This window comes from Nodosilinea sp. P-1105, assembly GCF_012911975.1.
GTDB lineage: Bacteria > Cyanobacteriota > Cyanobacteriia > Phormidesmidales > Phormidesmidaceae > Nodosilinea.
On sequence record NZ_SMDQ01000079.1, the window covers coordinates 1 to 25,391 of the forward strand.

Genomic DNA, 25,391 nt, shown 5'->3' on the forward strand with positions numbered 1-25,391 from the left:
CCCCCCCACTCCCCCACTCCCCCACTCCCCCACTCCCCATCTCCCCCATCTCCCCATCTCCCCATCTCCCCATCTCCCCCGCCAACCCATGAGCAACGCCCTCGCCATTGCCGCCGTCACCACCACCTTGCGCGACCTGATCTCGCGGGGGGCGGACAACGAACTAGGAACCGGCAGTGTCACCACCAGGCCTTTAGACCTGGCTCGGGAAAATGGCAACACCGGCAACCAAATTAACCTTTTCCTCTACCACACCCAGCCCAGTGCGGCCTGGCGCAATCGTGATCTCCCCAGTCGAGTCAAGCCAGGGGAAACCGGAGCCCCACCCTTGGCGCTTAACCTGTACTACCTGGTCACGGCCTACGGTCAAAACAATGACGACATCCTCGGCCATCGGCTATTGGGGTTAGCCATGCAAACCCTGCACGACAACACGACCCTCCAGCCCGCTGACCTGCGCCTAGCCCTAGCCGATAGTGATCTCCATAGCCAGGTCGAACGCATTCATATCACCCCTATCACCTTAAATCTGGAGGAAATGTCAAAACTCTGGGCCACCTTTCAAACCCAGTACCGTATTTCTGCGGCCTACGAAGCCTCGGTGGTGTTGATCGATAGTCGCCGCTCGACGAAGACACCGCTGCCAGTGCTCAGTCGGGGATCGCGGCTGCCCAGTGGTGATGACCAGGGGGTGGCTGTGCAACCCGCGGCTACTCCGCCAATTCCGCCATTCCCCGCCCTAGAGCGGTTGGTATTGCCCTTTCGTCAGCCCAGTATTCGTCTGGGGGAAACCTTGGTACTGGAGGGATATCAATTTGATCAACTGTCAGAGGCCGCTGTTACGGTGCAATTTCGTCATCCTCGATGGCCGGACCCCATTGAGCTATCTGCCAGTGGACCCGTTACAGCCACCCAAATTCCTGTGGTGTTAGATCCTGAGCAGTCAGGCTGGTTGGCGGGGACCTACAGTGTGGCGACCAGCTTTGTCAGCCCGAGTTCAACCCAAATCACCAATGCGTTACCGGTTTCCCTGGCCCCTCGGTTAGTCTTCGACGACAGCGACATCACCCCTCAGCCCGATGGCGGTTATCGATTGACAGTGCGCTGTAGCCCTGGGGTGTGGCTGTGGCAGCACCCCGATCAGCCCAAGCAACCCAGGGGGCAGTCGGTGGCCTTGTTGGTGGGCGATCGCGAGTTTCTGCCCCTGGTTAGCGCCTTACCAGAGATGGAGACTGATACTTCTGAAGCGGTAACGGATGACACTTCTCAAGAGACAGAGACCGACGCCTCTCGGAGTAACCTCTCTCCTGCGCCAATCACTGAGTTGACCTTTGATCTGCAAAACCTCTCCCCTGGCCGCTACTGGCTGCGGCTGCGGGTGGATGGGGTCGATAGCCTGGTGGTCGACTGGCAGGCGGATCCCCCTGTGTTTGATGAAACCCAACAATTAATGCTTGTGGAATGACTGCCCAACCCGCTTGGTCCCAGCACAACGAACAGTACCTCGCTGCCGCCCTAGAGTGGTTGCGGTGGCAGTTGCAGCGACAAATTTATCGGCTGAGCGCAGAGGCTAACCATCCCCAAGCATCCACAGAAGCCCTGGAAGAAGGGCTGCGCCGAACGGCCCACCAAATGGCAACAGTTGCCGCAGTAGACCCACCCCCTGCCCTGATCATGCTAGGGCAACTGTTTGGCCTGTCCGACTTTGGGCGATCGCTGTTGCTGTTGTGTGTGTCCATGGAGCTTGACACCCAAATCGCTACGCTCTGTGCCCAAGCCCAGGACGATGCTAGTCGCCCCTACCCGACCTATGCCCTAGCCCTGGCCCTGTTTGACCAGCCAGTGTGGGATGTAGTGGCCCCAGAACATCCCCTGCGCTACTGGCAACTGATTCGCGTCCAGGGGGCTGGTCACCAACCCCTCACCACCAGCCCCTTACGGGCCGATGAGCGGATTGTTAACTACATCAAAGGGTTAAATCTGCTAGACGAGCGGCTGATGACCTTTATGCTTCCTCTGGATGGGGCGCGGGAGCCACTGCCGTTGCCTCCTTCTCAGCAGCAGGTGGTCGATGCGATCGCCCATCACCTGAAAACCCAAGCCCACATGGTCCCCCTGGTGCAACTGGTGGGGCCAGATGGGGGCAGCCAACAGTTGGTGGCCCAACAGGCTACCGCTCGCCTAGGGCTGCACTTGTACCGATTGCCCGTTGCTCTGCTACCCAGCCAGACCAGCGAGTTGGACCTGCTGGGGCGGCTCTGGCAGCGGGAAAGCCAGCTATTGCCGATTATGCTCTACCTGGATGCCCACACCACCGATGTCGATCTGGGTACCATGACCTCCCCCCTGGGGCGGTTCTTGATGCGCAACACGGCCCCCTGCTTTTTGGGCCTGCGAGCCGTCAACCACACCCTGGGGCCCACCAGCACCGTCATCGATGTGGATAAGCCCACTTCCGCGGAACAGCAACAGCTTTGGGACCAGCTAGTGGGCGATCGCACCCCCCAGAGCCCCTCCCTGCTGGCTCAGCAGTTTAACCTTAACCTGCCCACCATCGTCCACATCGCCCAAACCTCCCCCACCTCCCCTCCCCTACACCCCCACCTCTGGGACGCTTGCCTCAGCCACACCCGACCCCAACTGGACCAACTGGCCCAGCGGCTGACCCCCAAAGCCACCTGGGATGACATCGTACTGCCCAACGACGACACCGCCCTGCTGCACCAAATTGCCGATCAGGTGCGTCAGCGCCATATTGTCTATGAAACCTGGGGCTTTGGCCGCCGCATGAATCGGGGCTTGGGTATTAGTGCTCTGTTTGCCGGAGAAAGTGGCACCGGCAAAACCATGGCCGCCGAGGTGATCGCCAACGAGCTACGGCTTAATCTCTACCGCATTGACCTTTCTGCGGTAGTCAGCAAGTACATTGGCGAAACCGAGAAAAACTTGCGCCGCCTGTTTGACGCCGCCGAGGACGGGGGTGCCATCTTGTTTTTTGACGAGGCCGACGCCCTGTTTGGCAAACGCAGCGAAGTCAAAGACTCCCACGATCGCTACGCCAACATCGAAATTAACTATCTGCTGCAACGCATCGAAGCCTATAGCGGTCTGGCCATTTTAGCCACTAACCTGAAGCAATCCATCGACAGCGCCTTTATGCGGCGGTTGCGGTTTGTGGTCACCTTCACTTTCCCTAACCGGCGAGAACGCCAGGGTATCTGGCAGCGGGCCTTCCCTTCCGAAACCCCCATCGACTCAATCGATTACGACCACCTGGCCAAGTTTAATCTGACTGGTGGTAGCATCCACAACATTGCCCTCAATGCCGCCTTTCTAGCCGCCCAAGCTGAAACCACCGTGACCATGCCTCTACTGCTAAAAGCTGTGCGCGCTGAGTTCAAAAAGCTCGACCGCCCCATTAGTGAGGCTGATTTTCGTTCCTAGCCCCATCCGATCCCCCATTTCTCGCCAGGGCAGACACATAGGTCTGCCCCTACGTCACCCCATCCCATCCACCCCCTTCGACTTCGCTCAGGACAGGCATCCACCCATCCCCCCATCCCCCCATCCCCCCATCCCCCCATCCACCCATCCCATGACCCTCCACCTCCACATCGACCAAATTTCCCTAGAGGGGCTCGACATTCCCCGTAGCCAGCGGCCCCAACTGCAAGCGGCTTTAGAGCAAGAACTATCGCGACTATTAACCACCCAGGGCATTCCCCCAGCAATGCAGACTGGCGGGTACATTTCCCGACTGCCCGCTGACCTCACCATTACAGGCAAACCCAACCCCACCCAACTGGGGCAGCAGGTGGCCCAGTCCATCTATGCCCAATTACAAGCAGACTCCAGCCACAGTGGCCTTGCGGCCCATCCAATCGCTGCCGCTGCCCCCCAGACGTCCCCAGGCTCAAGTCAGGAAGGGGGGAGCGGGGCAGTCTAGGGTGATCACCACCGCCCGCAGCAAGTTGGTTTCAGCCGGGGTGACATCGTTATCGGCCAAAACGGTGTGGGCACAGGCATCGACGATGGCCTGCTTCAGCTTGGGGACTGCCTGCTCTAGCCGCCCCAGGCTAATGTTGATTTCAGTGGTGTTCAGCTTCGGGAGTTGGTTAGGGGAGGCTTGGTGTGTAGCCCCTGGCAAATGGGACAGCCCCAGCTTAAAGGCAAAGAGGGCGTCATCTCGGCGAGTGTGCCCCACTCGGGCTAGCAAGGCCAGCACATTGACGGCATCTAACCACAGGTCGTCCATTTTATGGAAGGTTGATCGTGATTTGTCGTTGGCCGCGTCGTCCTTAAGCCGTTTGCGGAGGATCAGCTGCAGGGCAAAGCCCCTCAACATCAGGCGACCATCCGGTTGGCTGAGGGCCTTGGTGGTTTGAAAGAATTGTTGACTCGCGGCCGGGTCTAGCTGTTTGAGGGCAGGAATCACCGCCTCAATTAGCGTTAGTTCTTGACCCTGGTCTAAATTCTTCAGGTGCTTGTAATATTGCCCCACCCGTTGTTTACAGTCAGGACCATAGGTAATTGCTAACATCTGCACCTGCTTCGCCTGAATCGGGGACTTGGTGCGCACCAGCAGCGCAAATACCAACTCGGTGGCGGCGGTAGGATCGAACAGGGCTGCCTTGATGTCGGGATGTAGCTGGCTAAGCTGCGATCGCACCTGGATTAAACGGCGAGCATCGGGAGTACCCAGGCTGTTGAGAAAATCTGTGGCCCCAGGTTGGCTCGGGGTCTCGGATGGGGTAGCAGTGGATGTAGTAGTGGATCTAGACTGGCTCGGGGAATTCATCCCCTGTAAGCCAGCTACCACGATATCCTGCAAACCAGTTACTGTGACATCCTTTGAAGAGCCTTGCACCTGACCATGGATCAGGTTAGCGGCTGAGGCTATGGTCAGGGGTGGTCCTTGCGCCTGGCGGGCTGGGTCAGATTCCACCGGCAAGGGCGCCCCACCGATGCGGCGAATCCGCTCTTTCAGGGGCGGGTGGGTGGCAAACCAGCCCCCCAAAAGTCCTAATCCTCGGTTCGCTTCTCCGAATAACAAGTGGCTGGCAATTTCTGCATTGGGCGACACCAGGGTCGAGCCCGCCGATAGCTGACCAATTTTGCGCAGGGCCCCAGCAATACCATCGGGGTTACGGGTAAACTGCACCGCTGAGGCATCGGCTAAAAACTCTCGCTCCCGAGAGATGGCACTTTTAATCAGTCGTCCCCCCAATACCCCCAGGTAGCCAATCCCCATCATCCCGATGGCCAGAGCCATTGTTCCCATCCGGCCCTTATCGTTGCTACGGCTTGATGCTGAGACCCCAGACCCATAGCCCATGCGCAACAACAGCCGCCCAGCCACATAAATTAGCAGCAGTCCGTGGAGTACCCCAATCAACTTTAGATTCAGCCTCATATCCCCATGCAGGATGTGGCTGAACTCGTGGCCAATCACCCCCTGCAATTCGTCTCGGGTGAGCTGGTCTAAGCAGCCCCGGGTGACCCCAATCACCGCATCATCTGGGCTATAGCCCGCTGCAAAAGCGTTGATTCCAGACTCGTCATCCATCACATAAATAGCTGGAATCGGCACCCCCGACGCCAGGGCCATTTCGCTAACCACATTGATTAACCGTTCCTCGGCAGGATCAGCCGCCAGAGGACTGAGCGGCCTACCGCCCAGTTCTTTAGCGAGACTGTGCCCCCCCTGGTTAAGTTGGGCCAGTTTGGTACTGCTGCCCACTGTCATCAGCCCTAGGGTGGCGATGGTGACCAGAATAAACAGACCGGGCCGCCACAGGCCGAGTCCCCCCGGGGTATGCTCCACCAGGGTGATCAGGGCCACCAGGTACAGGGCTAAAATGATGACGACAACGGTGAGGGCAAATAAGGCCAGCAACTTGGTGGTGTTGTGCCGGGCCTGGTCTTGGTGCTCAAAGAAATTCATGGTTAAAAGGAAATCTGAGGCGCGACCTTCATCTCTGGGGTTGTGTCTTCTAGCAACTGGGCCGGCCCGAAGTTAAAGCTACCGGCCACCAAATTACTGGGAAACACCTCCCGCTTGGTGTTGTAGAGGGTAACGGCGTCATTAAAAGCCTGCCGGGCAAAGGCAATGCGATTTTCGGTGGAGCGCAACTCTTCCATTAGTTGGGCCATGTTTTGGTTGGCTTTGATGTCGGGGTAGGCCTCTGATAGGGCAAAAAATCGGCCTAGGGTGCTGTCTAACAACCCCTCGGCGGCAGATAATTGCTGCATCGCCTGGGGGTCGCCTGGGGCCTGGGCGGCCTGCTGACTGGCACGCATGGCACTATTGCGGGCGTTGATCACTGCGGTCAAGGTTTCCCGTTCGTGGGCCATGTAGCCCTTAACACTTTCCAATAGGTTGGGAATCAAGTCATAGCGGCGACGCAGTTGCACATCAATTTGGGCGTAGGCGTTTTGATAACGGTTACGCAACGTCACCAAGCGATTGTAAATATTGACAATAATCACGGCGGCAATCAGCAGGATAGCCACCAGAAAAATAACGAGTCCTAAAAATGCCATAACGCTATACCCAAGGCTTAGCCTTGGTTGTCACACCTAATTATGCTTACTCAATAAATGAGGTGCTTCCGGAGCACAGGCTTAGCGTACCCAGAGCTAAAGGACAGGGTTGCACCCAGGTTAGAAATGCTGTGGTGTCAGTCAATCATCCTTGGCATCTGCCAAAGGTGAGACGTGATCTTAAGATTCTTGAAGTAAAGTGAGAACAACGAAAGGCGTTAGGAGAGTTTGCTGTGGCACAACCACTGGTGAAGGTACAGCAGGTGGCCAGGTTTTGGTCGGGGTATGCGTTAATTGGTGTCGTGGCTTTGACTGGGGTTGCCTGTGGTCAGTCTCCTCAGCTTTCGGCCCAGGCCCAACCGGCGGGGCCAGGGGAGCAAGACAACGGCACCCCAGTGGTCGATGTCGCCATTGCCGAAGTTTCCGATGCCGGGGCCCGGGTCTATACGGGCACCACTCGACCGGCGCGCCAGGTGTCCCTGCGATCGCAGGCGGAAGGGCGTTTACTCAGCCTCACAGGTGACCCGGGCGATACGGTACAGCAGGGACAGGTGCTGGGGCGCTTGGACAATGTGCTGTTGCAAACAGCGGTCGGGGAAGCGGAAGCGGAGCTGGCTGCCCGCCAGTTTGAAGTAGCCCGCGCCGAAGCGGAACTGGCGGACATTCGCACCTCCATCGAGCAGGCGAGGGTGGAACTCCAACAGGCCAGTAATGATGCCCAGCGACTGAAGTCTTTGGCGGATCAGGGGGCGATCGCGGCCCAGGAGGCCGAACGGGCCGATACCACCCAGCGCACCGCCGAACAGGCCCTGGCCTCGGCCCAGGAACAGGTACGCACCCGCCAGCAGTCGGTGTCTGCTGCCCAGCAGCGGGTGGCGGCCCAGCGCTCCATTGTGCAAGAGACCCAACAGCGACTCACCTTTGCTAATCTCAGTTCTCCCATTAGTGGGGTGGTGCTAGAGCGAGTCACGGAGCCTGGTGACCTGGTACAGCCCGGCGAAACCGTGCTTACCCTGGGGGACTTGGCAGAAATTCGGGTAGTGATTGATGTGACCGACAGCCAGTTGCAGAGCTTTGCCCTGGGCCAGCCCATTGACCTGGAAATTGACGCCTTCCCAGGGGAAACCTTTAATGGGCGCGTTACTCGCATTTCCCCGGTGGCCGATGGCACCTCCCGCCAGGTGCCGGTGGAAATTACCGTGCCCAACCCTGGTAGCCGGATTGGCAGTGGTCTGCTGGCCCGGGTGCGTGGCGGTGGCACCGGCGAAGCCGTCGTGCTAGTGCCCGAAAGTGCCCTAGAAACCTCTGAAAACGGCGAAGACCAGGTTTTTGTGATCACCGAATCTGAGGATGGCACCGCCGTTGTCGAAGCCCGTACCGTGCAAATCAGCGATCGCGCCGACGGTGAAGTGTCTATTCGCTTGGGCCTCTCCCCGGGCGAGCAATATGTCGTGCGCAGTAATCAGCCGTTAGAATCAGGCCAAACCGTACAGCTGAGTTTGATGTCTGATGGGTGATAGGTGAACGGTGAACCCACCCCTAGCCCCTCCCAAGAGGGGAACCGGCTCTCCACTTCCCCCTACCCTCCGAGAAGCCCCTCCGCGTCTACACCCCATCCCCCCATCCCCCCATCCCCCCATCCCCCCATCACTCCCTATGTCCCCCTCCTCCTTCCCCAACAACCGCTTTAGCATCAGTGGTCTGGCCATTCGGCGGCACATCGGTACCCTGATGTTGACCCTGACCGTGTTGGTCATGGGCTTTTTTGTCACCACCCAACTGCCGGTGGATTTGCTGCCCTCAATTACCTATCCCCGCATTGGCCTGCGGGCGGATGCCCCAGGGCTGGCTCCAGAGGTGGCGGTGGATGAAATTACCCGGCCCCTGGAAGAGGCCCTGTCCGCCACGGAGGGGGTGGTGCAGGTGTATTCCCAGACCCGGGAAGGGCGGATCAGCATCGATCTGTTTTTCGAGCCCGGCGGCGACATTGACCAGGCCCTAAACGATGCCACCGCCACCCTAAACCGGGCCCGGTCTAATCTGCCTGACAGCATTGATACCCCCCGGCTGTTTAAGTTTGACCCCTCCCAGCTGCCGGTTTATGAAATGGCGCTGACTTCCGATAATCTCAGTGCGGCTGAGCTGCGGATTTTTGCCGAAGAGGAACTGGAGCGCGAACTCCAGCAGGTGCCGGGGGTGGCCAGTACCGACGTGTCTGGGGGGGTAAACGAAGAAATTCAGGTGAATCTGGATTTGCAGCGGCTGCAAGCGGTGGGGCTGACCCTGCCTAATGTGCTCGATGCCCTGCGCGATCGCAACCAGGATGTGTCTGGGGGCCGCATCCGGGGTGGAAATGAAGAAACCCTGACTCGACTGGTGGGTCGGTTTCAGTCGGCGGACGAGCTGCGTAATTTAGCGCTTCCGGTGCCCAATAGCGACCCACCCCAGCGGGTGCTGCTGCGGGATGTGGCGGAGATTCTAGACGGTGACGAAGAGCAGCGAATCTTTGTCACCCTAAATGGCCAGCCTGCGGTTAAGGTCAGTGTACAAAAGCAGCCCGCCGCCAACACCATTGAGGTGGTAGACGGGGTAAAAGCCAAGCTGGTGGAAATGGAGCAGGCGGGGCTAATGCCCGAGGGTCTGGATATGACCGCTACCCTGGACGAGTCGCGGTTTATTCAAAATTCCATTCAAAACGTGGCGATCGCCGGGTTGACCGGGGCCAGTCTGGCCGCGATCGCCGTGATGTTGTTCCTGGGCTCCCTGCGCCAGACCTTCATCATTGTGGTGGCCATTCCCCTGGCTACCCTGATGGCCCTGGTGTTGATGGGGCTGTTTGGTCTGTCCCTGAATGTGTTTAGCCTGGGGGGGCTAGCCCTGGGGGTCGGCATTGTGGTGGACAACTCCATCGTCATGCTAGAGAACATGGCCCGCCGCGCCGAAGAAATGGACGCCTCCCGCAGTCGTGACAGCCAGCACCACGACATGCGAGAAGCCATATTCCAGGCAGAAGCCAGTAGCCAAGAGCTAGAGTCAGCTTTGCTAGCCTCGACCTCGACCAACCTGGTGGCGGTGATCCCATTCTTATTAATTGGCGGCTTCATTTCCCTAATTTTTAACGAGCTGATTTTGACCATCAGCTTTGCCATTGCCGCCTCCCTGGCGGTGGCCCTGACCGTGGTGCCCACCCTGGCCTCGCGATTGATTATGGGGCGTAGTACGCGATCGCTGCAAAGCTGGGGTCCCTTTCGCTGGTTCAACAACCGCCTGGAGGGGTTAACCCTTGGCTATGGTCGCCTGCTGACCCAGGTGCTGCGGCGACGGCTGGTAATTATTGCCGCCGCCCTGCTGCTGTTTGGCGGCGGTAGCTACCTGATGGTGGGTCAAATTCCCCAGGAAATTTTGCCCCGCATCAGCACTGGCCAAGCCCGGGTGTTTGCCCGCTTCCCGGCTGGCACCACCGTGCCCGAAAACCGGCGGGCCATGCAGGCGATCGATCAGATTTTGATTGAGCAACCGGAAACCACCTATGTCTTCTCCACCGCTGGTGGGGCTCTGTTTGGCACAAATGTCAACGAAAATGCCCTGCGCGGCACCAGTACCATCACCCTCCAGCCGGGCACCGATACCTCTGCCTTTGTGGACCGGATGAATGAAGCACTGGGCCGCTTACCCTTGGTGGACACTACTCTCCGGGTTAGCCCCGAGTCAGTGCGAGGCCTGACCCTGAGCAACTCTCCTGTGCGATCTGACCTGGATATTGGCCTGCAGGGGGAAGATGGCCAGGCCCTGGCCCAAGCGGGTCGGCAGTTAGTGGCAGCCCTCAGGGAGGCCAACCTAGCTCGCTATCGCCCCGATGGCGAAGAACCCCAGGAAGAAATTCGCATTTTGCCCGACTGGGCCCGGGCTACGGACCTGGGGCTCTCCAGTGTGGACATCGGTAACACCATCCAAACCGCCCTGAATGGCTCGACCCCCACCCAATTGCAACGGGGCAGCCGCCTGGTGGATGTGAAGGTGCAGTTGGCGCCGGGCTCGGTGCAACGGTCCTCCCAACTGCTGGATATTCCCCTGTTTGTCAACGGGGGGCAACTGATTCAGCTGGGGGATGTGGCCCGGGTTGGCCGGGGTCCGGCCCCTGGGGAAATCCAGCGAATCAACCGGCGACAGGTATTTCTGGTGGCAGGTGACTTGACCGATGGGGCCAGTCTGGGGGATGCCCTGGCAGAAGCGAGTGACATCATTGCCGGTCTGGACTTGCCTGCTGGGATTACGGTTTTACCCAGTTCTGCGGCTGAGACTAACCGTGAACTGCAACAATCTCTCCTGACCCTGGGGGCTTTGGCCGCCTTTCTGGTGTTTGTGGTGATGGCGGTGCAATATAACTCGTTGGTTGACCCGCTGGTGATTATGCTGACAGTACCCCTGGCCTTAGCTGGGGGGATTTTGGGCCTGTTTATCACCCAAACCGCGATCGGGGCCACGGTGGTGGTGGGGGCGGTGCTGCTGGTGGGGATTGTGGTTAACAACGCCATCATCATGGTGGAGCTGGCTAACCAAATCTATGAAGCCAGCGGTTGTACCCGCCAGGAGGCCATTCTGCGGGCGGCTCCCCGCCGACTGCGGCCCATTTTAATGACCACTTTTACCACGGTGCTGGGGCTCTTTCCCCTGGCCCTGGGCATTGGCGAAGGGGCAGAATTTTTGCAACCCCTAGGGATTGTGGTGTTCTCGGGGCTGTCTTTGGCGACGGTGCTGACCCTGTTTATCATTCCCTGCTTCTACACTCTGCTCCATGGCGTCTTTGGCTCTGGTGGCGGCACCCGCACCCCGGTGCAACCCTACCCCGAAACCGAAACCCTGGATGCCCCGGAAGTGATGCAGCCGTAGAACGCGATCGCCGTGACCCACGTCCCCTATGTCAAAGCGCGATCGCCCCACCCATTAAGAATCGTTGGATTCCAGGCTTTGGATTCTTTGCTCTAGGGCGTTTAAGCGTTCTTCAAGCGTGAGGTGGTCACTTTCATTGGTGATGCTGTAGCCAATCAGCCGGTCAATTAGCCGCTGCTGACGCTCTTGAGAGGAGATGGGATGGACTGGCATGGTGGACGACGCCCGAAACCTTCCATAACCGTGATCGGATGTCTGCCCGGTGCTACTCGATTGAATAAATGTCGACCGGCAAAAATTAGTCGGGAAACTGTAGCGCCCAAAACATTCTTGCGCCAGTTTTCTCTGCAAGCTAATCGAGAGCTACTTCGGTAGCCCAGTCCTGGCAACCGTCAGCTATAGGGCAGGTCAGTTCGCTTAGGGCAAGATTGACCGCCTGTAGCTATACCCAGCCTAGTTCAGGATCTGGAGTTTTGCCACACACAGAATTCCAGATTTTGCCGTGGATTTGGGGTAGGACTGGGGAGCCAACGCCGATGGGTCTCAGTAAACCTGACTTGACCCTGATGGCGGCTATAACGGGTCTGGGATTGCCGTCAGGGGCTGCTGAAGCGCTGTAGCTAAGTTTGTGTACTTTTTTTCTGCGACAATTTTGGGGGAAATGGCATGAAGCGACGTCGATTTTTAGCGTCCACCCTGGTTGGGGCCCTATTGACGGTAGGGTTAACCACCGCCTGTGGGGGCGGTGCAGGCACCGACAGTGTCGATGCGGGTGGCGACAGCCAGGGAACCTTAATCATGGCCACCTCCGCTGATTACCCTCCCTACCAGTTTGTAGAGACTGCTGGTGGTACCGAAGAGATCGTCGGGTTTGACATCGACATAGCCCAGCACATTGCCGATGAGCTCGGCTATGACCTGGAAATCGTCAACATGGACTTTAGCGGTTTGATTCCTGCCCTGCAGGCGGGGCGAGCTGACTTTGTGATGGCGGGGATGACCCCCACCGAAGAGCGGCAGCAAAATGTGGACTTCTCTGAGATTTACTACGACGCCAAACAAACGGTGGTTTTTCCGAGTGAAGTTGGCATCACCACTCCTGAGGACCTCAGTGGTAAGCGGGTGGGGGTGCAGTTAGGCTCAATTCAAGAAGAACTGGCTAAAGAGCTATCTGAATCGATTGACGGCATGGAGATTGCCCCCCTCAACCGGATTAACGAAATTATTCAGGAACTGCGATCGGGTCGGATTGATGCCGCCATTATTGAGGACACGGTAGCTGAAGGCTTTTTGGCCAATAACCCTGACCTGGAGGCGGTGATAATTCCAGAAGAAGGCCCGGTAGGATCGGCGATTGCGTTTCCCCAAGGCTCTGAACGGGTAGACGACTTCAACGCCATTCTGGCTGAAATGCAGGCTAGCGGCCTGATGGATGAGTTGATTGTCCGTTGGTTTGGTGACGGGGAAAGCTAATCGAGCGCAATGAACCTAGACTTTTCCCAAATTGCCCCGTCTCTGCCCTTTATCTTGAAGGGCATCATTGTCACCCTCCAGTTCACCTTGCTGTCAGCGGTGTTTGGGTTTACCCTGGGCACCCTGCTGTCGCTGATTAAGATATCTAACCTGAAGCCCCTGCGGTGGTTTGCAGAGTTTTACACCTCTATTTTTCGGGGCACACCGCTGATTTTGCAGTTGGCCCTGGTGTACTTTGCCACGCCCCAGGTGATCGGCTACCGCATTTCCCCCATTGAGGCTGGGGTGATTACCTTTGCCCTCAACTCTGCCGCCTACAGTTCTGAAACCATCCGGGCCGGGATTATGGCGGTGGACAAGGGGCAACGAGAAGCGGCCATGTCCCTGGGGGTGCCCTATAAGCTGATGATGCTGGATATCATCTTGCCCCAGGCGTTCAAAAATATTTTGCCTGCCCTGGTGAATGAAAGCATTGCCCTGCTGAAGGACTCGGCCCTGGTGTCCACCATTGGGGTGTTGGACCTGATGCGTCGAGCGCAGGTGGTGGCGGGTCAGACCTTTTTGTATTTTGAGCCGCTGATTGTGGTGGGGGTGATCTATTACGTTATGGTCATGGGGTTGACCCAGGCCGCCCAAGTCCTAGAGCGGAGGATGCGCCGTAGTGATTAGAATCGAACACTTAGTAAAATCCTTTGGCGACCTGGAAGTGTTAAAGGACATTTCCACTGACGTGGCTACCGGGGAAGTCGTTGCCATCATCGGCCCCTCCGGGTCGGGAAAATCGACCATGTTGCGGTGCATCAACTTGCTGGAGGTGCCCACGGCTGGCCAGATTTTGATCGATGGTATAGAAATCACCTCTCCCAAGTGCGACATTCTCAAGGTACGCCAGAATGTGGGCATGGTCTTCCAGCACTTCAACCTGTTTCCCCACAAAACGGTGCTGGACAATCTCACCTATGCCCCCATGAAGGTGAGGGGCTTGTCTAAGGCGGATGCCGGTAAAATTGCCATCGACTTGCTGGCAAAGGTGGGCCTGTCAGAAAAGGCTGATCAATACCCCTCTCGGCTGTCAGGGGGGCAAAAGCAGCGGGTGGCGATCGCCCGAGCCCTGGCCATGCAGCCTGACATTATGCTGTTCGATGAACCCACCAGTGCCCTGGACCCAGAGATGGTGAAGGAGGTGCTGGATGTGATCAAAGGTCTAGCCGATACCGGCATCACCATGTGTATTGTCACCCACGAGATGGGCTTTGCCCGGGAGGTGGCCGATCGGGTGTTGTTTTTGGACGGTGGTTACCTGGTAGAAGATGCCCCACCGGATATCTTTTTCAGTACCCCCAAGAGCGATCGCGCCCAGCAGTTTTTAGAGAAAGTATTGTAAGTTCTAGAGAAAGTATTGTAAGAAATAGTTGCGCTTGCACAGGAATAGGGCTGGTTGGCGGTGAAGTACTGAATGGATTTATCCACCCGTTTCATCCGCCGTGATCATGTCTGAAGCCAGTGTCGTTGAGCGCTCTACTCAGCCCATTACGCTGCCATCGCTAGTCACAGATTTGCAACACCTAGGCCTACGACCCGGCGCGGTGCTATTGGTGCATTCCGCCATGAGTGCCCTGGGCTGGATTTGTGGGGCCCAGGTTGCCGTTATTGAAGCCTTAATGCAAGTGCTAACCCCAGCTGGCACCCTGGTGATGCCAACCCACAGCACCGACTTGTCTGATCCAGCCCATTGGCAGCACCCTCCGGTTCCCGAAGCCTGGTGGGAAACCATTCGAGCCACTATGCCCACTTTTGATCCAGCCAAAACCCCCAGTCGTGGCGTGGGACGCATTCCCGAAGCCTTTCGCTCGATGCCCGGCGTTCAGCGCAGCTACCATCCCCATCTATCCTTTGCCGCCTGGGGAAAACACGCAGCAGCGATTACGCAACACCACGCTTTAACGGATCCCCTGGGGGACGAGTCGCCCTTGGGGCGGATTTACGACCTAGCCGGGGAAGTCCTACTGTTAGGGGTTGGCCATGGCAACAACACTTCGCTACATTTGGCTGAACGTCGAGCTTTCGGGGATTACCAGCCCTGCCTCCAGACCGGGGCCCCGTTGCTAGGACCTCAGGGCCGCCAGTGGGTCATCTTTACAGAACCTGACCAGGGGGGAGATGACTTCGAAACTTTAGGGCAAGCCTATGGAGCGGCCTCTCAATCGCAGGTGGTGGGTCAAGTAGGGCAGGCCCAGGCGCTTTACATGCCCCAGCGGGAGGTGGTGGACTTCGGTGTGGCGTGGCTACGGGTGAATCGTCATTTATAAGTTGTAGGAGGGAGTGATGCAGCCCGACCGCCTTGACATTAGATCGCTAGGCATCGTCTGCAACCTATTGCGCTATCCCCCGCCCCCAAGACAGCCCGGCCCCGAGCAAAATCAGCCCCAGACACAGCCCCACCAGCCCCAGGGGTGGTGAGGCCATGGTCTGCTGTTGGACCGACCACACCGCCCGAAAGGTTGGTACAACCACCAGTAGACAGATGATCGGCACCGCTTGATAAGCCCACCGCTGCCCCTGGCGAAAAGGGCCAATTAGCAAGGCCAATACCGCTACGCTGGCCGCACACAACCCGCCCCCGGCAACCCGCAGGAGGGCTAAGATCAGCACCTGTAAGTTGGCGGGTAACTCGTCCCAACCCAGGCCCAGGGCCTGAGCGTGATAGGGCATAAAGGTTGGGGTCAGCAAATAGGTGATGCCGAACCCTAAGGCAGCGATCGCCGTTAACCCATAACAACTCAGAATTAGGAGAGCCATAACCCCTGATAGTGACATGACCGTCTGTCTAGCTTACACAGACCAGCGCGACTCGCCATTCTTTACCATGCTTCTGAGTGCGTAGAGCGCTACATTTAGCCAAAAACTTTGGTAGTCCTTTGGGTTCTCCAATCCGCTTCAAGACTTTACTCAGGGGTTCCCGATAAACGACCGCAAACTGAGACCCTACCACTGAAAGGCTGACCTGACCTCCAGCCTGTTTAGAAGATAGACTCCATAACAGTTTGACTAGAGCTTGCTCTAGGGTACGAGCATCGGTGATTTTTTGAGGTGCATGTTCGGCAACACTACTATTTATGCCCTGGTTTGCAGGAGACTCTACCGTTACAGGACTTTTTAGCCTCACTTCCAGCTGCTGATTCTTAGCCAAAGGCAATAACTCGAACTCATCATGGGCGGCCAGAAACTGTTTCAGGGATTTGTAGTCAGAGTTAGCCTGGAGAGCCTGGTTAGCTGCAATCTGATTGCGATCGCGAAAAAGCTTACCTAACTGGCCAACGGTAATCGGCTGTCCTGGGTTAGCCTGCTGCGCTTGCCGGACCAGAATTTTGAGCCAGCTTTTCATTTGAGCCAAGGTAGGAACTTGAGCAACCTCGGAATTGGCGATAGCTTGCTGCTGGTGTTCTATAGCCTTGTCGCCAGCGTCCTCCTGAACAACCTGGGGCAAACGAAACACCTGGGTCGTCTGCTGATCCATGTTGATGATGTCGAATGTATCTTGATTGTGCTTGACCCAATAGGGGATGACGCCAAAACGACGGAGCGTATGACCTAAATGCAACACATCGGTATCCGCAGAACAGATAAAGACTTCACGAATAGATGGGTTCCATAGGGAAATCAGCGATGCATCTAGAGACATTTTGATATCGGCACTGTTCTTACCAGAGGGAACGTGCACCATTTGGTATCCCCGTCGATAAAACTCCTGGTCTCGGTTACCCAGTTTGCGCCAATTGCCAAAGGCTAGCCGATGACGAATGGGATATTGCCCGTGCCCTTGCAAAAAGTTCTCTAACGCCTCAGGCGGATTCATGTTTTCGGCATCAACGAGCAATAGCCCTCCCGGCTCGGTGGCTGAGTGACGGTCATCCTCCTGCTCTGTTTCGATACCAGAAGACCCTTGGTTATCAAGACCAGGACTGGATAGCTGGCCACTTCTATGATTGATTAGGGCCTGAACCCTTTGTCGAATTTGGCCATGGGCCTTAGAATCGACAAAATCAGTAATAAAGAATTTACCCAGGATATGGTCAATAGCTCCCAGCAAAGCTGGGATATCTGGCTGCTGCTGCAGTGAAGTCTTGATTTTTGCTAACTTTTCCTCTTCAGAGGCGTTTTCAACCCAAATTCTACAGGAATCGGTCAGAAGCTTACTGTTTCGCCTATGGATTTCAAGCAGCACTGTGTGAAGTAGCTGGCTAATCTCCTCGCACAGTGCTGAATTGGGCAGGTCAAAAGCATAAGTCATGCTAACGGGCCTAAGTATCAATAATGGGTACTACGCTGCAATATTCAAGCTTTCTAGAGCGCAGAAGTGTGGGCTTCCCCTTCAAGAGTACCCAATTTGTCGCTTATGTATGTCCTTGTATATTGGCCCAAATCAGCGACACACAACAGAAGCGGCTCAGGGGAGGGAAGTTTTGAAGAGGTAAGTAATATAACGTAGTAAGCCTTACAAACTTCTTCATCGAAACTTTGCAAAGGGTACTCCAATGTGAGTGGAGCATGAAAATTGCTCGTCTTTTGGCAGATTTGCGGAAACAATATTTGGCAATCGCGTCTCATAGAAATTGGCAATAAAGATAATTGCTAATTTTTATTTAAATTTAGCCTCATGACAACATCTGGGGAACTTGAAAGTATTTTATCGGTCAATTATTTATTAATTGCCGTTATGGCAATCAGCCGATCGCTTCTCACATTGCCAGGGGAATGGAACCTTACTCACTCTTCAATGTCTAGTTCAGTAATTCCGCTAACTTTTGGAATTGTTTTTTATGGACTTTGGAGTGATGAGATATCTGAGTCGAGCCATAGGCTTGTTTGGAGCAGCAGCGGTTGGTTCATTGACAATGCCAGCCTTCGCTGATACAGCAACCACCCAGGTGGGTACCCAGTCCGCCACAATCAACGGGGACAATAACCAGGTTATTCAAGTCATCAATCAAGTGAATGTCGATCACCCCGGATTGGGACGTGGCCGCGCCAATAACAGTCAACGGGGCACTGTACAAGACAGTTACCAGGGGGCAACAGTTGACGGCTCTGGCAACGAGGTTGTGCAAGAGTCTAACCAGGTTAACCACCAGCGCCAGGCTGAAAAACCAGGGCGTCGAGTGAGACAATCCCAGGATAATCATCCCAGTGCCAATGGAAACGGACGAGGACCCAGGCGATAAGTTTTAACTGTATCGAGCTAGGAACGGAATGGAAATACAGAAGTCAGAAGGTGAGAAGAAAGTTTTTCGTATCTACCAATCCTGATTTTTAGGAATTGTATAGCTTTTTTCGTTGACTAATGTTAGCACTCTAAGGCGGAAGTAATTCACCTATTCGTCAATGCTTTAGGTTCTGTATGTTCTGAGGGTTGTTTTCATCCTCCTGCTTTACAGTGCCAACCTTATCTTCCTGAAATTCGACACCTGGATTTTTTGGGGTATAACTTTTTGTCTTAAGATATGCGCCAGAAAGAGGAGGAGAAAAAAGAAAAAATTGGAACTTTTTGATTTCGACTTCAGTCAATAAACATGAATCATCTGCGAAGCTTGGCATCAGATAGTTCGAAAAAGAAAATCTTGGATTGATGACATCAATAGGTCTCGATTTCGATATTTTCTAGAGGCAGTTAAGCGCATCTAGCCTGGTTTTTCGCAGAGATTTGAACCAGTTCACACTGTATTGTTGAGGAAACTATCCATGTTGAAGCACATTTCTACCCTAGGTCTACTGAGCGTTGCTGCTTTTGGTTTTGCTGCGATGCCTGCCACGGCTGACACCGCCGTTGTGCAGCAGGGAACTCAAGATATTTACATCCAAGGGGATGGTAATGGGGCCGTGCAAAGAAGCCAGCAATATAATGAAATTCGCACCGATCGCCCGGCTGGTCGTACGACTGGTGGAAATACCGGAATTGTGCAAGACATCTACCAGGGGGGCACTGTTGTCGGAGATGACAACGGGGTTTACCAGGAAAGCAATCAGGTCAACGTGATTCAAGAGCGGGTGCGCCCCAACAATAACGACCGTGGTCGTGGCCGTGGCCCCAGCCGCAGCGTCAATATCAACCAGCGGAAGCGGTAGATAGCGGTCAAGGGGGGCTATGGCATCACCACAGCTTCCCCTCAGCCAGTGTTATTTGTGGGATCTTAAGGAGCCCAAAACCAATGATTAGAATGCTTCGAGTATCGCTGGCGACAGCGGTGACAATGGCTATATTGGCCCCAGCCACCTATGCCAACTCAGTCTCGATCACCACCGATCGGGTGCAGGTGCAGGTGGGCGATAACGGTGGCGTACAAATTCGGACCTCGGCGGATCGGCCGATCGTGATGAATTCCCTCAATTCCCAGGGGCAGCATCAAGGGCCATCCACCTCGGTCACCCCGTTACCGTTTGCCAACCGTTGCTATGGGCGCAGCCAACGGAGTCAAACCCACACGGCCCGCCAGACCCCTGGAGGTAGCGTGATTTACAGCGAAAACTACACCTCGACCCGAGTGTGCCAATAGGTTGCAACGCTGTCAGTCAATCCTAGTCGTTATCTAGACTTACCATGTTCAAACCTCAGTTACTTTGGCTGGGGTTCCTTTCCTTAGGAACCCTAGTTTCCCTAGCTCCATCGGCAGCAGCTCAATGTGTTGTTGCCGATGTTTCTATCCAGGCGGCCATTCACGGGTCTGACCAACCGGCTGAGCAAATCAATGATGTCGCTGTGGATGCGCCAGAGACCTGTAGGGGCAACACCAGTGTCCACACCAGTCGACAGGTGCATGTCGGGGGTACCGGCGAGGTGCGCCAGACGCGCCAGAGCCGCCATCAAATTCGTAGTGCTGAATCTGGCGCCAGCCGCTCGACCTCGGGGTCTACGGTGGTGGTGCCAGTGGAGGTGCAGGTGGATGTGTATAACCCAGCGGAGCGGCTGCGATCGCGGTAATCGCAGAGGATGCCTATAGCATCGGTACAGCATATAAGATCCCAGGGTTCTTAGGCTGATGGGCTATGAGTTGCGGGTTATCCCAGGGCAGAACCCTGGGATTTGTACAGACATTCTATGGGGTTGAGACCTTTGGTCAGGAACCTGGGGTTTCGCAGTGGCGTCCTTCTATCACCGTATCTATTATGATCCTGGGCTCACCCCCTGGGCTAGGACAGGGTTAAGGGGCTATCCAACCGGATGCCCCAGCCCCTCCCAGAGGCCTGGTTGTATCCCCGGCTTGCCACTCTATCCTGGAGATTTTGTCGTCATGAACCAGCTTTCTACTCTCGGTATGGCGCTGCTGGCGTTGATCGCTTTGACTACGGTGGTTACACCATCTTCGGCCAATGGCCATCAATCGTTTGAAATGGCCCACAAAGCCCTTGCTGCTATTCTGTCTGAAGCGAGTGCTAAGGATGTGATGCGAGCTTATCAACGGCAAACCAACACCATCAGCATTGATGGCGATGATCTGGATCAGCCGCACCATTTAACCGTCAGTACAGCTGCAGGAGGCAGCCTGCAGGGCACCATTGAGATCAATGGCAACACCCAGATTCCCCTAACCAGCGCCTCCACCACCGTCGACTTGAGCCCTTACCTGACCAATAGCCGCACCAAGGTCGTGATCACTGGGCGCTATAGCCCTATCCATGGCTCAGTAGCTGTGGGGTTTGAAGGCCCAGTTACCACAGTGCAGCAGCAAACCGGTGGCACTGGCGTGGTCAACTACGAGCTCAATTTAGTGATTGATTAATCGAGACCGACCGGGGAACGGTGGCGGGTAGCGAGATAGGCCTGATATCCCTGGCGCGGGGTCCAGTTAATGGCTCCGTCGCGATCGCTGACGAAGACGGTCACCCCCTGGGCCAGCAACTGCTGTGCTGTGGTCGGATCGAGGGTGGCCCCGGCGACGATCGCCACCTGCGGTTGCACGGCGGCCAGTAAGGCTGCTGCCAGGGGTTCTCCATGCCACCACAAGACCTCGCTAGCCAAGGTCGACGATTGGCTCACCAGGGCTTGTTGGTCCGCTAAGGACAGGCGAGGCAGCAGCACCCAGCCATGGCCAAATAGGTCGAGGCGCAGTCCCCCAGCGCCATCATCCAGGCTCACCACCTGCTGCCGCCCCAGCCGCTGCGGTTGCCCTGGGGCCAGGGGGTGCACTGCCCGAATCCGTTGAATGCCAGCGGCCACTGCTTCCTGGCCATAGAACCGACGCACAGGGGTGGTGTCGGCAATGGTCCGCCAGTTGTCGCGATCGCTGTCGGCCCCACTGACCCCATAGTCCAGGCGGTTAATCCCCCCCTGGCGCAGAAACGGGGCGACTGTGTAAAAGCCGGTGCGCTGGGTCCCACTATTGATCAGCAGCGGCGATCGCCGATCTTGCACCACCATCACCGCATCCCGACCCGCGGCCAGGACTGTCACCTGGGTGAGGGTCGCCCCCCGGTACCACAGCGGCCCCAGGGCCAATAGCAGCAGCAGCAAGCCCACCAACCAGCGGCGGCGCATCCACCACCGCTGCCAGCCCCCTAACCAGTACAGCCCATACAGGCCAAACAGTTGCCCCAGGTTAATGTGTCCTGTGGCCACAGCACTGCCGGGTAGGCCCACCTGCCACTGCACTAGCTCCATCAACAGGTGGGTGGGCAAGGCCAGAAACCAGGCCAAAAAGCTGCTGATTCCGGGAGAGATTAAGGCCACCAGACCGCTGACCAGGCCCCCCAGGCTAATCACCATCACCAGGGGAGTGGCCACCATGTTGAGCAGAATGCTGTAGGTGGTTAGGGTATTGAAGTAGTACAGAGATAGGGGAATACACCAAATATAGGCCGCTATGGGCACCGCCGCCAGGGTGGCCAGGGTGGTGGGCAGCCACTCTAGACGGGCCGTGATCGGCTTGACACTGACCACCAGACCCAGGGTCGCCACTACGCTGAGGCGAAACCCGACATCGTCAACCCAGGTGGGGTTGACCAGCAGCAGTAAGGTCACTGCCAGCAATAGACAGCCGATGGGGTTGGTTTTGCGCTCTAGGGTGAGCCCTACCAGGGCCCCTACCCCCATCAGGGCGGCTCGCATCACACTGGGTTGTCCCCCGGTCAGCAAAATGTAGCCGCCCAGGGTGCCCAGGCCCACCAGTAGCTTGGTCTGGGCCGGGTTAGTCTGACCAGCGGCGATCGCCGGATGCCCCATCACCGCCAGCACCACCCCCAACACCAGAGACACATGAAACCCGCTGGCCGCCAGGGTATGGGCCATGCCCGCTTGCACAAAATTGTCTTGAATGTCGTAGGGCACCTGCACCGCTCGCCGCCCCAGGGCCATGGCACTGACCAGGGGGCCAGCCCGATCTCCCAAACTAGCCTGGTGGGCCTGGGCAATCCGCGATCGCAACCGCCAGGGTCGCCACCAGGCCGGGGCACCGTCTGGTTCTAGACGTACCCACTGGCCCCGCAACCCAGCATAGCTGCGCTGGTCGGCCAGGTATTGGCGGAAGTCAAAAGCATTGGGGTTCTTAGGCACCGACGGGGCATACAACTGGCCCCGCACCTGCACTCGCTGCCCTGGAAAGAGACCCTCAATTGCCTCTGCCGAGGTGGTGACATAGAGTTTGCCGGTCACCGTTTCCGGCGCTCGCAGAGGGAGACCATTGTCGTCCAGGCGCTTGAGTTGGTCAGCCTGTAGCCAGAACTGCCCCCCACCACTGCGGGTAACCCGGGGCATGGCCTCGACCCAGCCCCCCACCTCCTGCTGTACCCCAGCCGCTGCCCCCTGGGTTAGCAGGCGGCTGACGTCTAGTGCCCCTGGCCCCGGGTACCGCCAACCATAATTTAGGGCCGCCACTAGGCCAATCATGCCCGCCAGCCACCAGAGGGTCGCTGAAGGACCAGTCCGCCACCAGCGGGGCAGCAGTAGGGCGGCCAGTCCCCCTGCCCCCAGGGCAATACCGGCGGCCAGGGCGACCCCCGTCCATAGGTCCAGCCCCACCGCGCGAACCAAAACCCCTGCCACCACCAGAGTCGCACCGTAGGCACTGCACCAGAGCCAAGCCGCGATTGCATTCATAAGTCTTGTCCTGCACCCAGATCTGAAGCTAGAAAACCCAAATCAGGGAGTAGGACTAAGGGAATGGGGCGGCGAACCCGCCAGATGGCTTAGCTGGGATGCCTTAGACCGTGGCCAGCAACTTATCGATATTCTTGGCAGTTTCGAAGAAGTAAGCGGCGTTTTCCTCAGGGGTGCCTGGCAGAATACCGTGACCCAGGTTGAGAATGTGGCCCCGATTGCCAGCCTTTTTGATGGTGTCGAGAATGCGATCGCGAATCAGGTCCTGGGATCCAAACAAAATCGCTGGATCGATATTTCCCTGGACGGCAATATTTGGCCCCAGGCGCTGGCGAGCCTCCGCCATATCCACAGTCCAATCAACACTGACGATATCGACCCCAGACTCACCCATCAGGTCAAAGATGCCAGCACTGCCGCTGATGTAAAGAATCAGGGGGGTGTCGGGATGGGTCTGCTTCACCTGCTGCACCACCCGCTGCTGGTAGGGCAGCGCAAAGGTGCGATAGTCCATGGGGCTCAACTGCCCGGCCCAGGAATCAAACAGCTGCACCACCTGGGCCCCGCAGTCAATCTGGTAACGCACATAGGCGGCTATGTTGTCCGCTAGCTTACCCAGCAGAGTATGGAGCATGGCTGGTTCCCGAAAGGCCATGCCCTTGATGTTGGTATAACTCTTTGAGGTTTTACCTTCCACCGCATAGGCCGCCAGGGTCCAGGGAGAGCCCACGAACCCCAATACCGCCGCCTCATTCCCCACCTCTTGCCGTAGGGTTTGCAGAATGGTGCGAATGTAGGGTAGAGCGGTTTCAGGGTCTAAGTCGTGGACCGCATCAATTTGGGCCTGGGTGCGGATCGGCGGATCGATGACCGGCCCTTTACTTTCCACAATGTCGAAGGGAATGCCCATGCCGGGCAGGGGGGTGAGAATGTCAGAGAACATGATCACCCCATCGGGGCGGAAGGCTCGCCAGGGTTGTAGGGAGATCTCAATGGCCAGGTCGGCATTTTCAGAGCGCTCCCGAAAGGAAGGATATTTATCTCGCAGGTCGCGGTACACCTTCATATAGCGTCCGGCTTGACGCATCATCCATACCGGCGGACGATCAAGCACTTCGTGGCGGGCAGCGCGGAGTAGATAGGGTACCTGGTTCACTGCGGTCATTGAGGCGTCACCAAATTACAAAATAGTGCGTTTAAAAACCCAATCCCAGCTGGCAGGAGACAAACGGCTAGGACCAGCCCACTGTCCCCCCCTAAACCGGGTATAAGCGTAATGGTTAGCTTATCACTCTGTGATCCTTCTGTTCATAGAGACATAGCGGTTTAGAGTAAATTCAGGGGGTCAGCAGCGCCCCACTTAACCGTAGAATTAAAGACTGTGAATTATTTGGCGAAACGCAGATTAATCCAATGGAAATTGTGAACTTTTTTGAAACCCTGGCTGGAAAGTGGTTTTCCCAGCGCACCACCCACTATTTAATTAACCAAAGTTCCCAAGCTGGACAGTCTAATCTGCTGATCGAGTTTTTGCCCCACACCGACCCGGAACTGGTGCAAATGTGCGAGCAGGGTCACCAAGATCCCAGCACCATTGCCTGTGGCCTACGGATTAACCAAGACAGCCGCCTAGAGGGGGAAAGCCAGTCGGTTAAACGTGTCACCGTGATGGTGGCTTTGCACCCAGACGGGGCAGGTCAAGGGATCATCTTGCAAACGACCCCCTCATTGCCCACTACCCAAGGGCATTACCACTTGGACAGCGACGTGCTTACGTTGACTACCCACACCGCCAATGGCGTGGTGGCAGAACGGCTCTGGTATGCCAACCCCAACCTGCGGATGCGCACCAGTATGCTAACCCTGGACGATGCGGTACAGATGGCCTCATTTTGCTCAGAAATTCGCATGGGGGCCGTGCCTGCAGCTAATTAATCGTCCCTGCCTCCCCTCTAAACAACCAGTGTTTGGACAATCAGTTCATTTCCCTCCCGGCCAACCACGGCTACGGTGTCTCCCACCGCTGGATTTGGGGAATCCAGCGCAGCGATCGCCCGCCAATAGGTGCCTTCAAACTTAACCTGATACTTATTGGGGGAATCGAGCAGGGCTTCTACGACAGCCGTATTGGCTGACCAGTCTCCTTCTGGCAGGGTTGGCTGGCCGCTAAACTGGGTGCCGTCAGCAGAACTGGGCTGGGGAAAGGGCAACTGTGTCATGGCAGGCAATGTGTGAAAACTCTTCAACTATGGGCTACAGCGGTCAGAGAGAGGCCCCTCCCTAGAAGGATTTGGGCATCTGCCTCTGGGTTAGCTATGCTCGGGGTGTGATTTAAGCCGGGAAACCCTCTAAGTGAAAGGGACTGAGGGTTTGTGCTTTTAGTGACTGACGGGCAAGG

At 56.7% G+C, this 25,391-nt stretch carries 23 protein-coding genes; 15 read left to right on the plus strand and 8 right to left on the minus strand.

What is annotated here, in order from left to right:
- The 3 genes from E1H13_RS22910 to E1H13_RS22920 all read left to right on the plus strand — a co-directional run.
- Positions 1 to 1,465, plus strand: a 1,465-nt coding sequence (locus E1H13_RS22910; RefSeq protein ID WP_206070893.1) for a DUF4255 domain-containing protein, incomplete at its 5' end; no start/stop codon positions are given.
- Entirely contained in the window at positions 1,462 to 3,444 is a 1,983-nt protein-coding gene (locus tag E1H13_RS22915; protein ID WP_169617072.1) for an ATP-binding protein, read from the plus strand. The genes E1H13_RS22910 and E1H13_RS22915, both read left to right, overlap by 4 nt.
- 151 nt (positions 3,445 to 3,595) lie before the next feature.
- Positions 3,596 to 3,946 carry a hypothetical protein gene (locus E1H13_RS22920; protein WP_169617074.1) on the plus strand — a complete coding sequence of 117 codons (351 nt, stop codon included), beginning with the start codon at positions 3,596 to 3,598 and terminating at the stop codon, positions 3,944 to 3,946.
- On the opposite strand, the gene E1H13_RS22925 is transcribed toward E1H13_RS22920, so the two are convergent.
- Both E1H13_RS22925 and E1H13_RS22930 read right to left on the minus strand, forming a co-directional pair.
- Positions 3,914 to 5,944, minus strand: a complete 2,031-nt coding sequence (locus E1H13_RS22925; protein ID WP_169617075.1) for a M48 family metallopeptidase — start codon at positions 5,942 to 5,944, stop codon at positions 3,914 to 3,916. The two genes, E1H13_RS22920 and E1H13_RS22925, sit on opposite strands and share 33 nt — an antisense overlap.
- A 2-nt stretch (positions 5,945 to 5,946) precedes the next feature.
- Positions 5,947 to 6,543 (minus strand): LemA family protein, encoded by a 597-nt coding sequence (locus tag E1H13_RS22930; protein ID WP_169617077.1) that lies wholly within the window; start codon positions 6,541 to 6,543, stop codon positions 5,947 to 5,949.
- 233 nt (positions 6,544 to 6,776) lie between these two features.
- Between E1H13_RS22930 and E1H13_RS22935 the strand changes: the two genes are divergently transcribed.
- Together E1H13_RS22935 and E1H13_RS22940 are read left to right on the plus strand one after the other, a co-directional pair.
- The gene (locus E1H13_RS22935; protein WP_206070895.1) at positions 6,777 to 8,060 is read left to right on the plus strand and encodes an efflux RND transporter periplasmic adaptor subunit; all 1,284 of its coding nucleotides are present in this window, start codon (positions 6,777 to 6,779) and stop codon (positions 8,058 to 8,060) included.
- A gap of 139 nt (positions 8,061 to 8,199) precedes the next feature.
- Positions 8,200 to 11,433 carry an efflux RND transporter permease subunit gene (locus E1H13_RS22940; protein ID WP_169617079.1) on the plus strand — a complete coding sequence of 1,078 codons (3,234 nt, stop codon included), beginning with the start codon at positions 8,200 to 8,202 and terminating at the stop codon, positions 11,431 to 11,433.
- Between the two features lie 54 nt (positions 11,434 to 11,487).
- On the opposite strand, the gene E1H13_RS22945 is transcribed toward E1H13_RS22940, so the two are convergent.
- Complete coding sequence (locus E1H13_RS22945) at positions 11,488 to 11,646, minus strand: carbohydrate porin (RefSeq protein WP_169617081.1); 159 nt, start codon at positions 11,644 to 11,646, stop codon at positions 11,488 to 11,490.
- A 453-nt stretch (positions 11,647 to 12,099) separates the two neighbouring features.
- Between E1H13_RS22945 and E1H13_RS22950 the strand changes: the two genes are divergently transcribed.
- From E1H13_RS22950 to E1H13_RS22965, 4 genes are all read left to right on the plus strand, one after another.
- Positions 12,100 to 12,906: a transporter substrate-binding domain-containing protein gene (locus E1H13_RS22950; protein WP_169617083.1), complete on the plus strand. Its 807-nt coding sequence runs from the start codon at positions 12,100 to 12,102 to the stop codon at positions 12,904 to 12,906.
- A gap of 9 nt (positions 12,907 to 12,915) precedes the next feature.
- Positions 12,916 to 13,575 carry an amino acid ABC transporter permease gene (locus E1H13_RS22955; protein WP_169617085.1) on the plus strand — a complete coding sequence of 220 codons (660 nt, stop codon included), beginning with the start codon at positions 12,916 to 12,918 and terminating at the stop codon, positions 13,573 to 13,575.
- Entirely contained in the window at positions 13,568 to 14,290 is a 723-nt protein-coding gene (locus E1H13_RS22960) for an amino acid ABC transporter ATP-binding protein (protein WP_169617087.1), read from the plus strand. The genes E1H13_RS22955 and E1H13_RS22960 overlap by 8 nt, the downstream gene beginning before the upstream one ends.
- A 106-nt stretch (positions 14,291 to 14,396) precedes the next feature.
- Positions 14,397 to 15,215 carry an AAC(3) family N-acetyltransferase gene (locus tag E1H13_RS22965; protein WP_169617089.1) on the plus strand — a complete coding sequence of 273 codons (819 nt, stop codon included), beginning with the start codon at positions 14,397 to 14,399 and terminating at the stop codon, positions 15,213 to 15,215.
- Between the two features lie 64 nt (positions 15,216 to 15,279).
- On the opposite strand, the gene E1H13_RS22970 is transcribed toward E1H13_RS22965, so the two are convergent.
- Together E1H13_RS22970 and E1H13_RS22975 are read right to left on the minus strand one after the other, a co-directional pair.
- On the minus strand, positions 15,280 to 15,705 hold the full coding sequence (locus E1H13_RS22970; protein ID WP_169617091.1) for a hypothetical protein: 426 nt from the start codon (positions 15,703 to 15,705) through the stop codon (positions 15,280 to 15,282).
- Positions 15,706 to 15,733: 28 nt separating this feature from the next.
- Positions 15,734 to 17,197, minus strand: a complete 1,464-nt coding sequence (locus tag E1H13_RS22975; RefSeq protein ID WP_169617092.1) for an NYN domain-containing protein — start codon at positions 17,195 to 17,197, stop codon at positions 15,734 to 15,736.
- A 604-nt stretch (positions 17,198 to 17,801) separates the two neighbouring features.
- Here E1H13_RS22975 and E1H13_RS22980 point away from each other — a divergent pair.
- The 5 genes from E1H13_RS22980 to E1H13_RS23000 all read left to right on the plus strand — a co-directional run bounded on the left by E1H13_RS22980 (position 17,802) and on the right by E1H13_RS23000 (position 20,681).
- Positions 17,802 to 18,128: a hypothetical protein gene (locus tag E1H13_RS22980; RefSeq protein ID WP_169617094.1), complete on the plus strand. Its 327-nt coding sequence runs from the start codon at positions 17,802 to 17,804 to the stop codon at positions 18,126 to 18,128.
- A 517-nt stretch (positions 18,129 to 18,645) separates the two neighbouring features.
- The gene (locus tag E1H13_RS22985; RefSeq protein ID WP_169617096.1) at positions 18,646 to 19,029 is read left to right on the plus strand and encodes a hypothetical protein; all 384 of its coding nucleotides are present in this window, start codon (positions 18,646 to 18,648) and stop codon (positions 19,027 to 19,029) included.
- An 83-nt stretch (positions 19,030 to 19,112) separates the two neighbouring features.
- Entirely contained in the window at positions 19,113 to 19,457 is a 345-nt protein-coding gene (locus E1H13_RS22990; RefSeq protein ID WP_169617098.1) for a hypothetical protein, read from the plus strand.
- A gap of 44 nt (positions 19,458 to 19,501) precedes the next feature.
- Complete coding sequence (locus tag E1H13_RS22995; protein WP_169617100.1) at positions 19,502 to 19,882, plus strand: hypothetical protein; 381 nt, start codon at positions 19,502 to 19,504, stop codon at positions 19,880 to 19,882.
- 310 nt (positions 19,883 to 20,192) lie between these two features.
- Positions 20,193 to 20,681 carry a hypothetical protein gene (locus tag E1H13_RS23000; protein ID WP_169617102.1) on the plus strand — a complete coding sequence of 163 codons (489 nt, stop codon included), beginning with the start codon at positions 20,193 to 20,195 and terminating at the stop codon, positions 20,679 to 20,681.
- Here the strand turns inward: E1H13_RS23000 and E1H13_RS23005 are convergent.
- Positions 20,678 to 22,993 carry a ComEC/Rec2 family competence protein gene (locus E1H13_RS23005; protein WP_169617104.1) on the minus strand — a complete coding sequence of 772 codons (2,316 nt, stop codon included), beginning with the start codon at positions 22,991 to 22,993 and terminating at the stop codon, positions 20,678 to 20,680. The genes E1H13_RS23000 and E1H13_RS23005 overlap by 4 nt on opposite strands.
- A gap of 103 nt (positions 22,994 to 23,096) precedes the next feature.
- On the minus strand, positions 23,097 to 24,158 hold the full coding sequence (hemE, locus tag E1H13_RS23010) for a uroporphyrinogen decarboxylase (RefSeq protein WP_169617106.1): 1,062 nt from the start codon (positions 24,156 to 24,158) through the stop codon (positions 23,097 to 23,099).
- Between the two features lie 248 nt (positions 24,159 to 24,406).
- Here hemE and E1H13_RS23015 point away from each other — a divergent pair, with 248 nt between their 5' ends.
- Positions 24,407 to 24,928: a phycobiliprotein lyase gene (locus E1H13_RS23015; protein ID WP_169617108.1), complete on the plus strand. Its 522-nt coding sequence runs from the start codon at positions 24,407 to 24,409 to the stop codon at positions 24,926 to 24,928.
- A gap of 17 nt (positions 24,929 to 24,945) precedes the next feature.
- On the opposite strand, the gene E1H13_RS23020 is transcribed toward E1H13_RS23015, so the two are convergent.
- A complete protein-coding gene (locus tag E1H13_RS23020; protein WP_169617109.1) occupies positions 24,946 to 25,212 on the minus strand; it encodes an NfeD family protein in 267 nt (88 codons plus the stop codon).
- Positions 25,213 to 25,391: the final 179 nt, after the last annotated feature.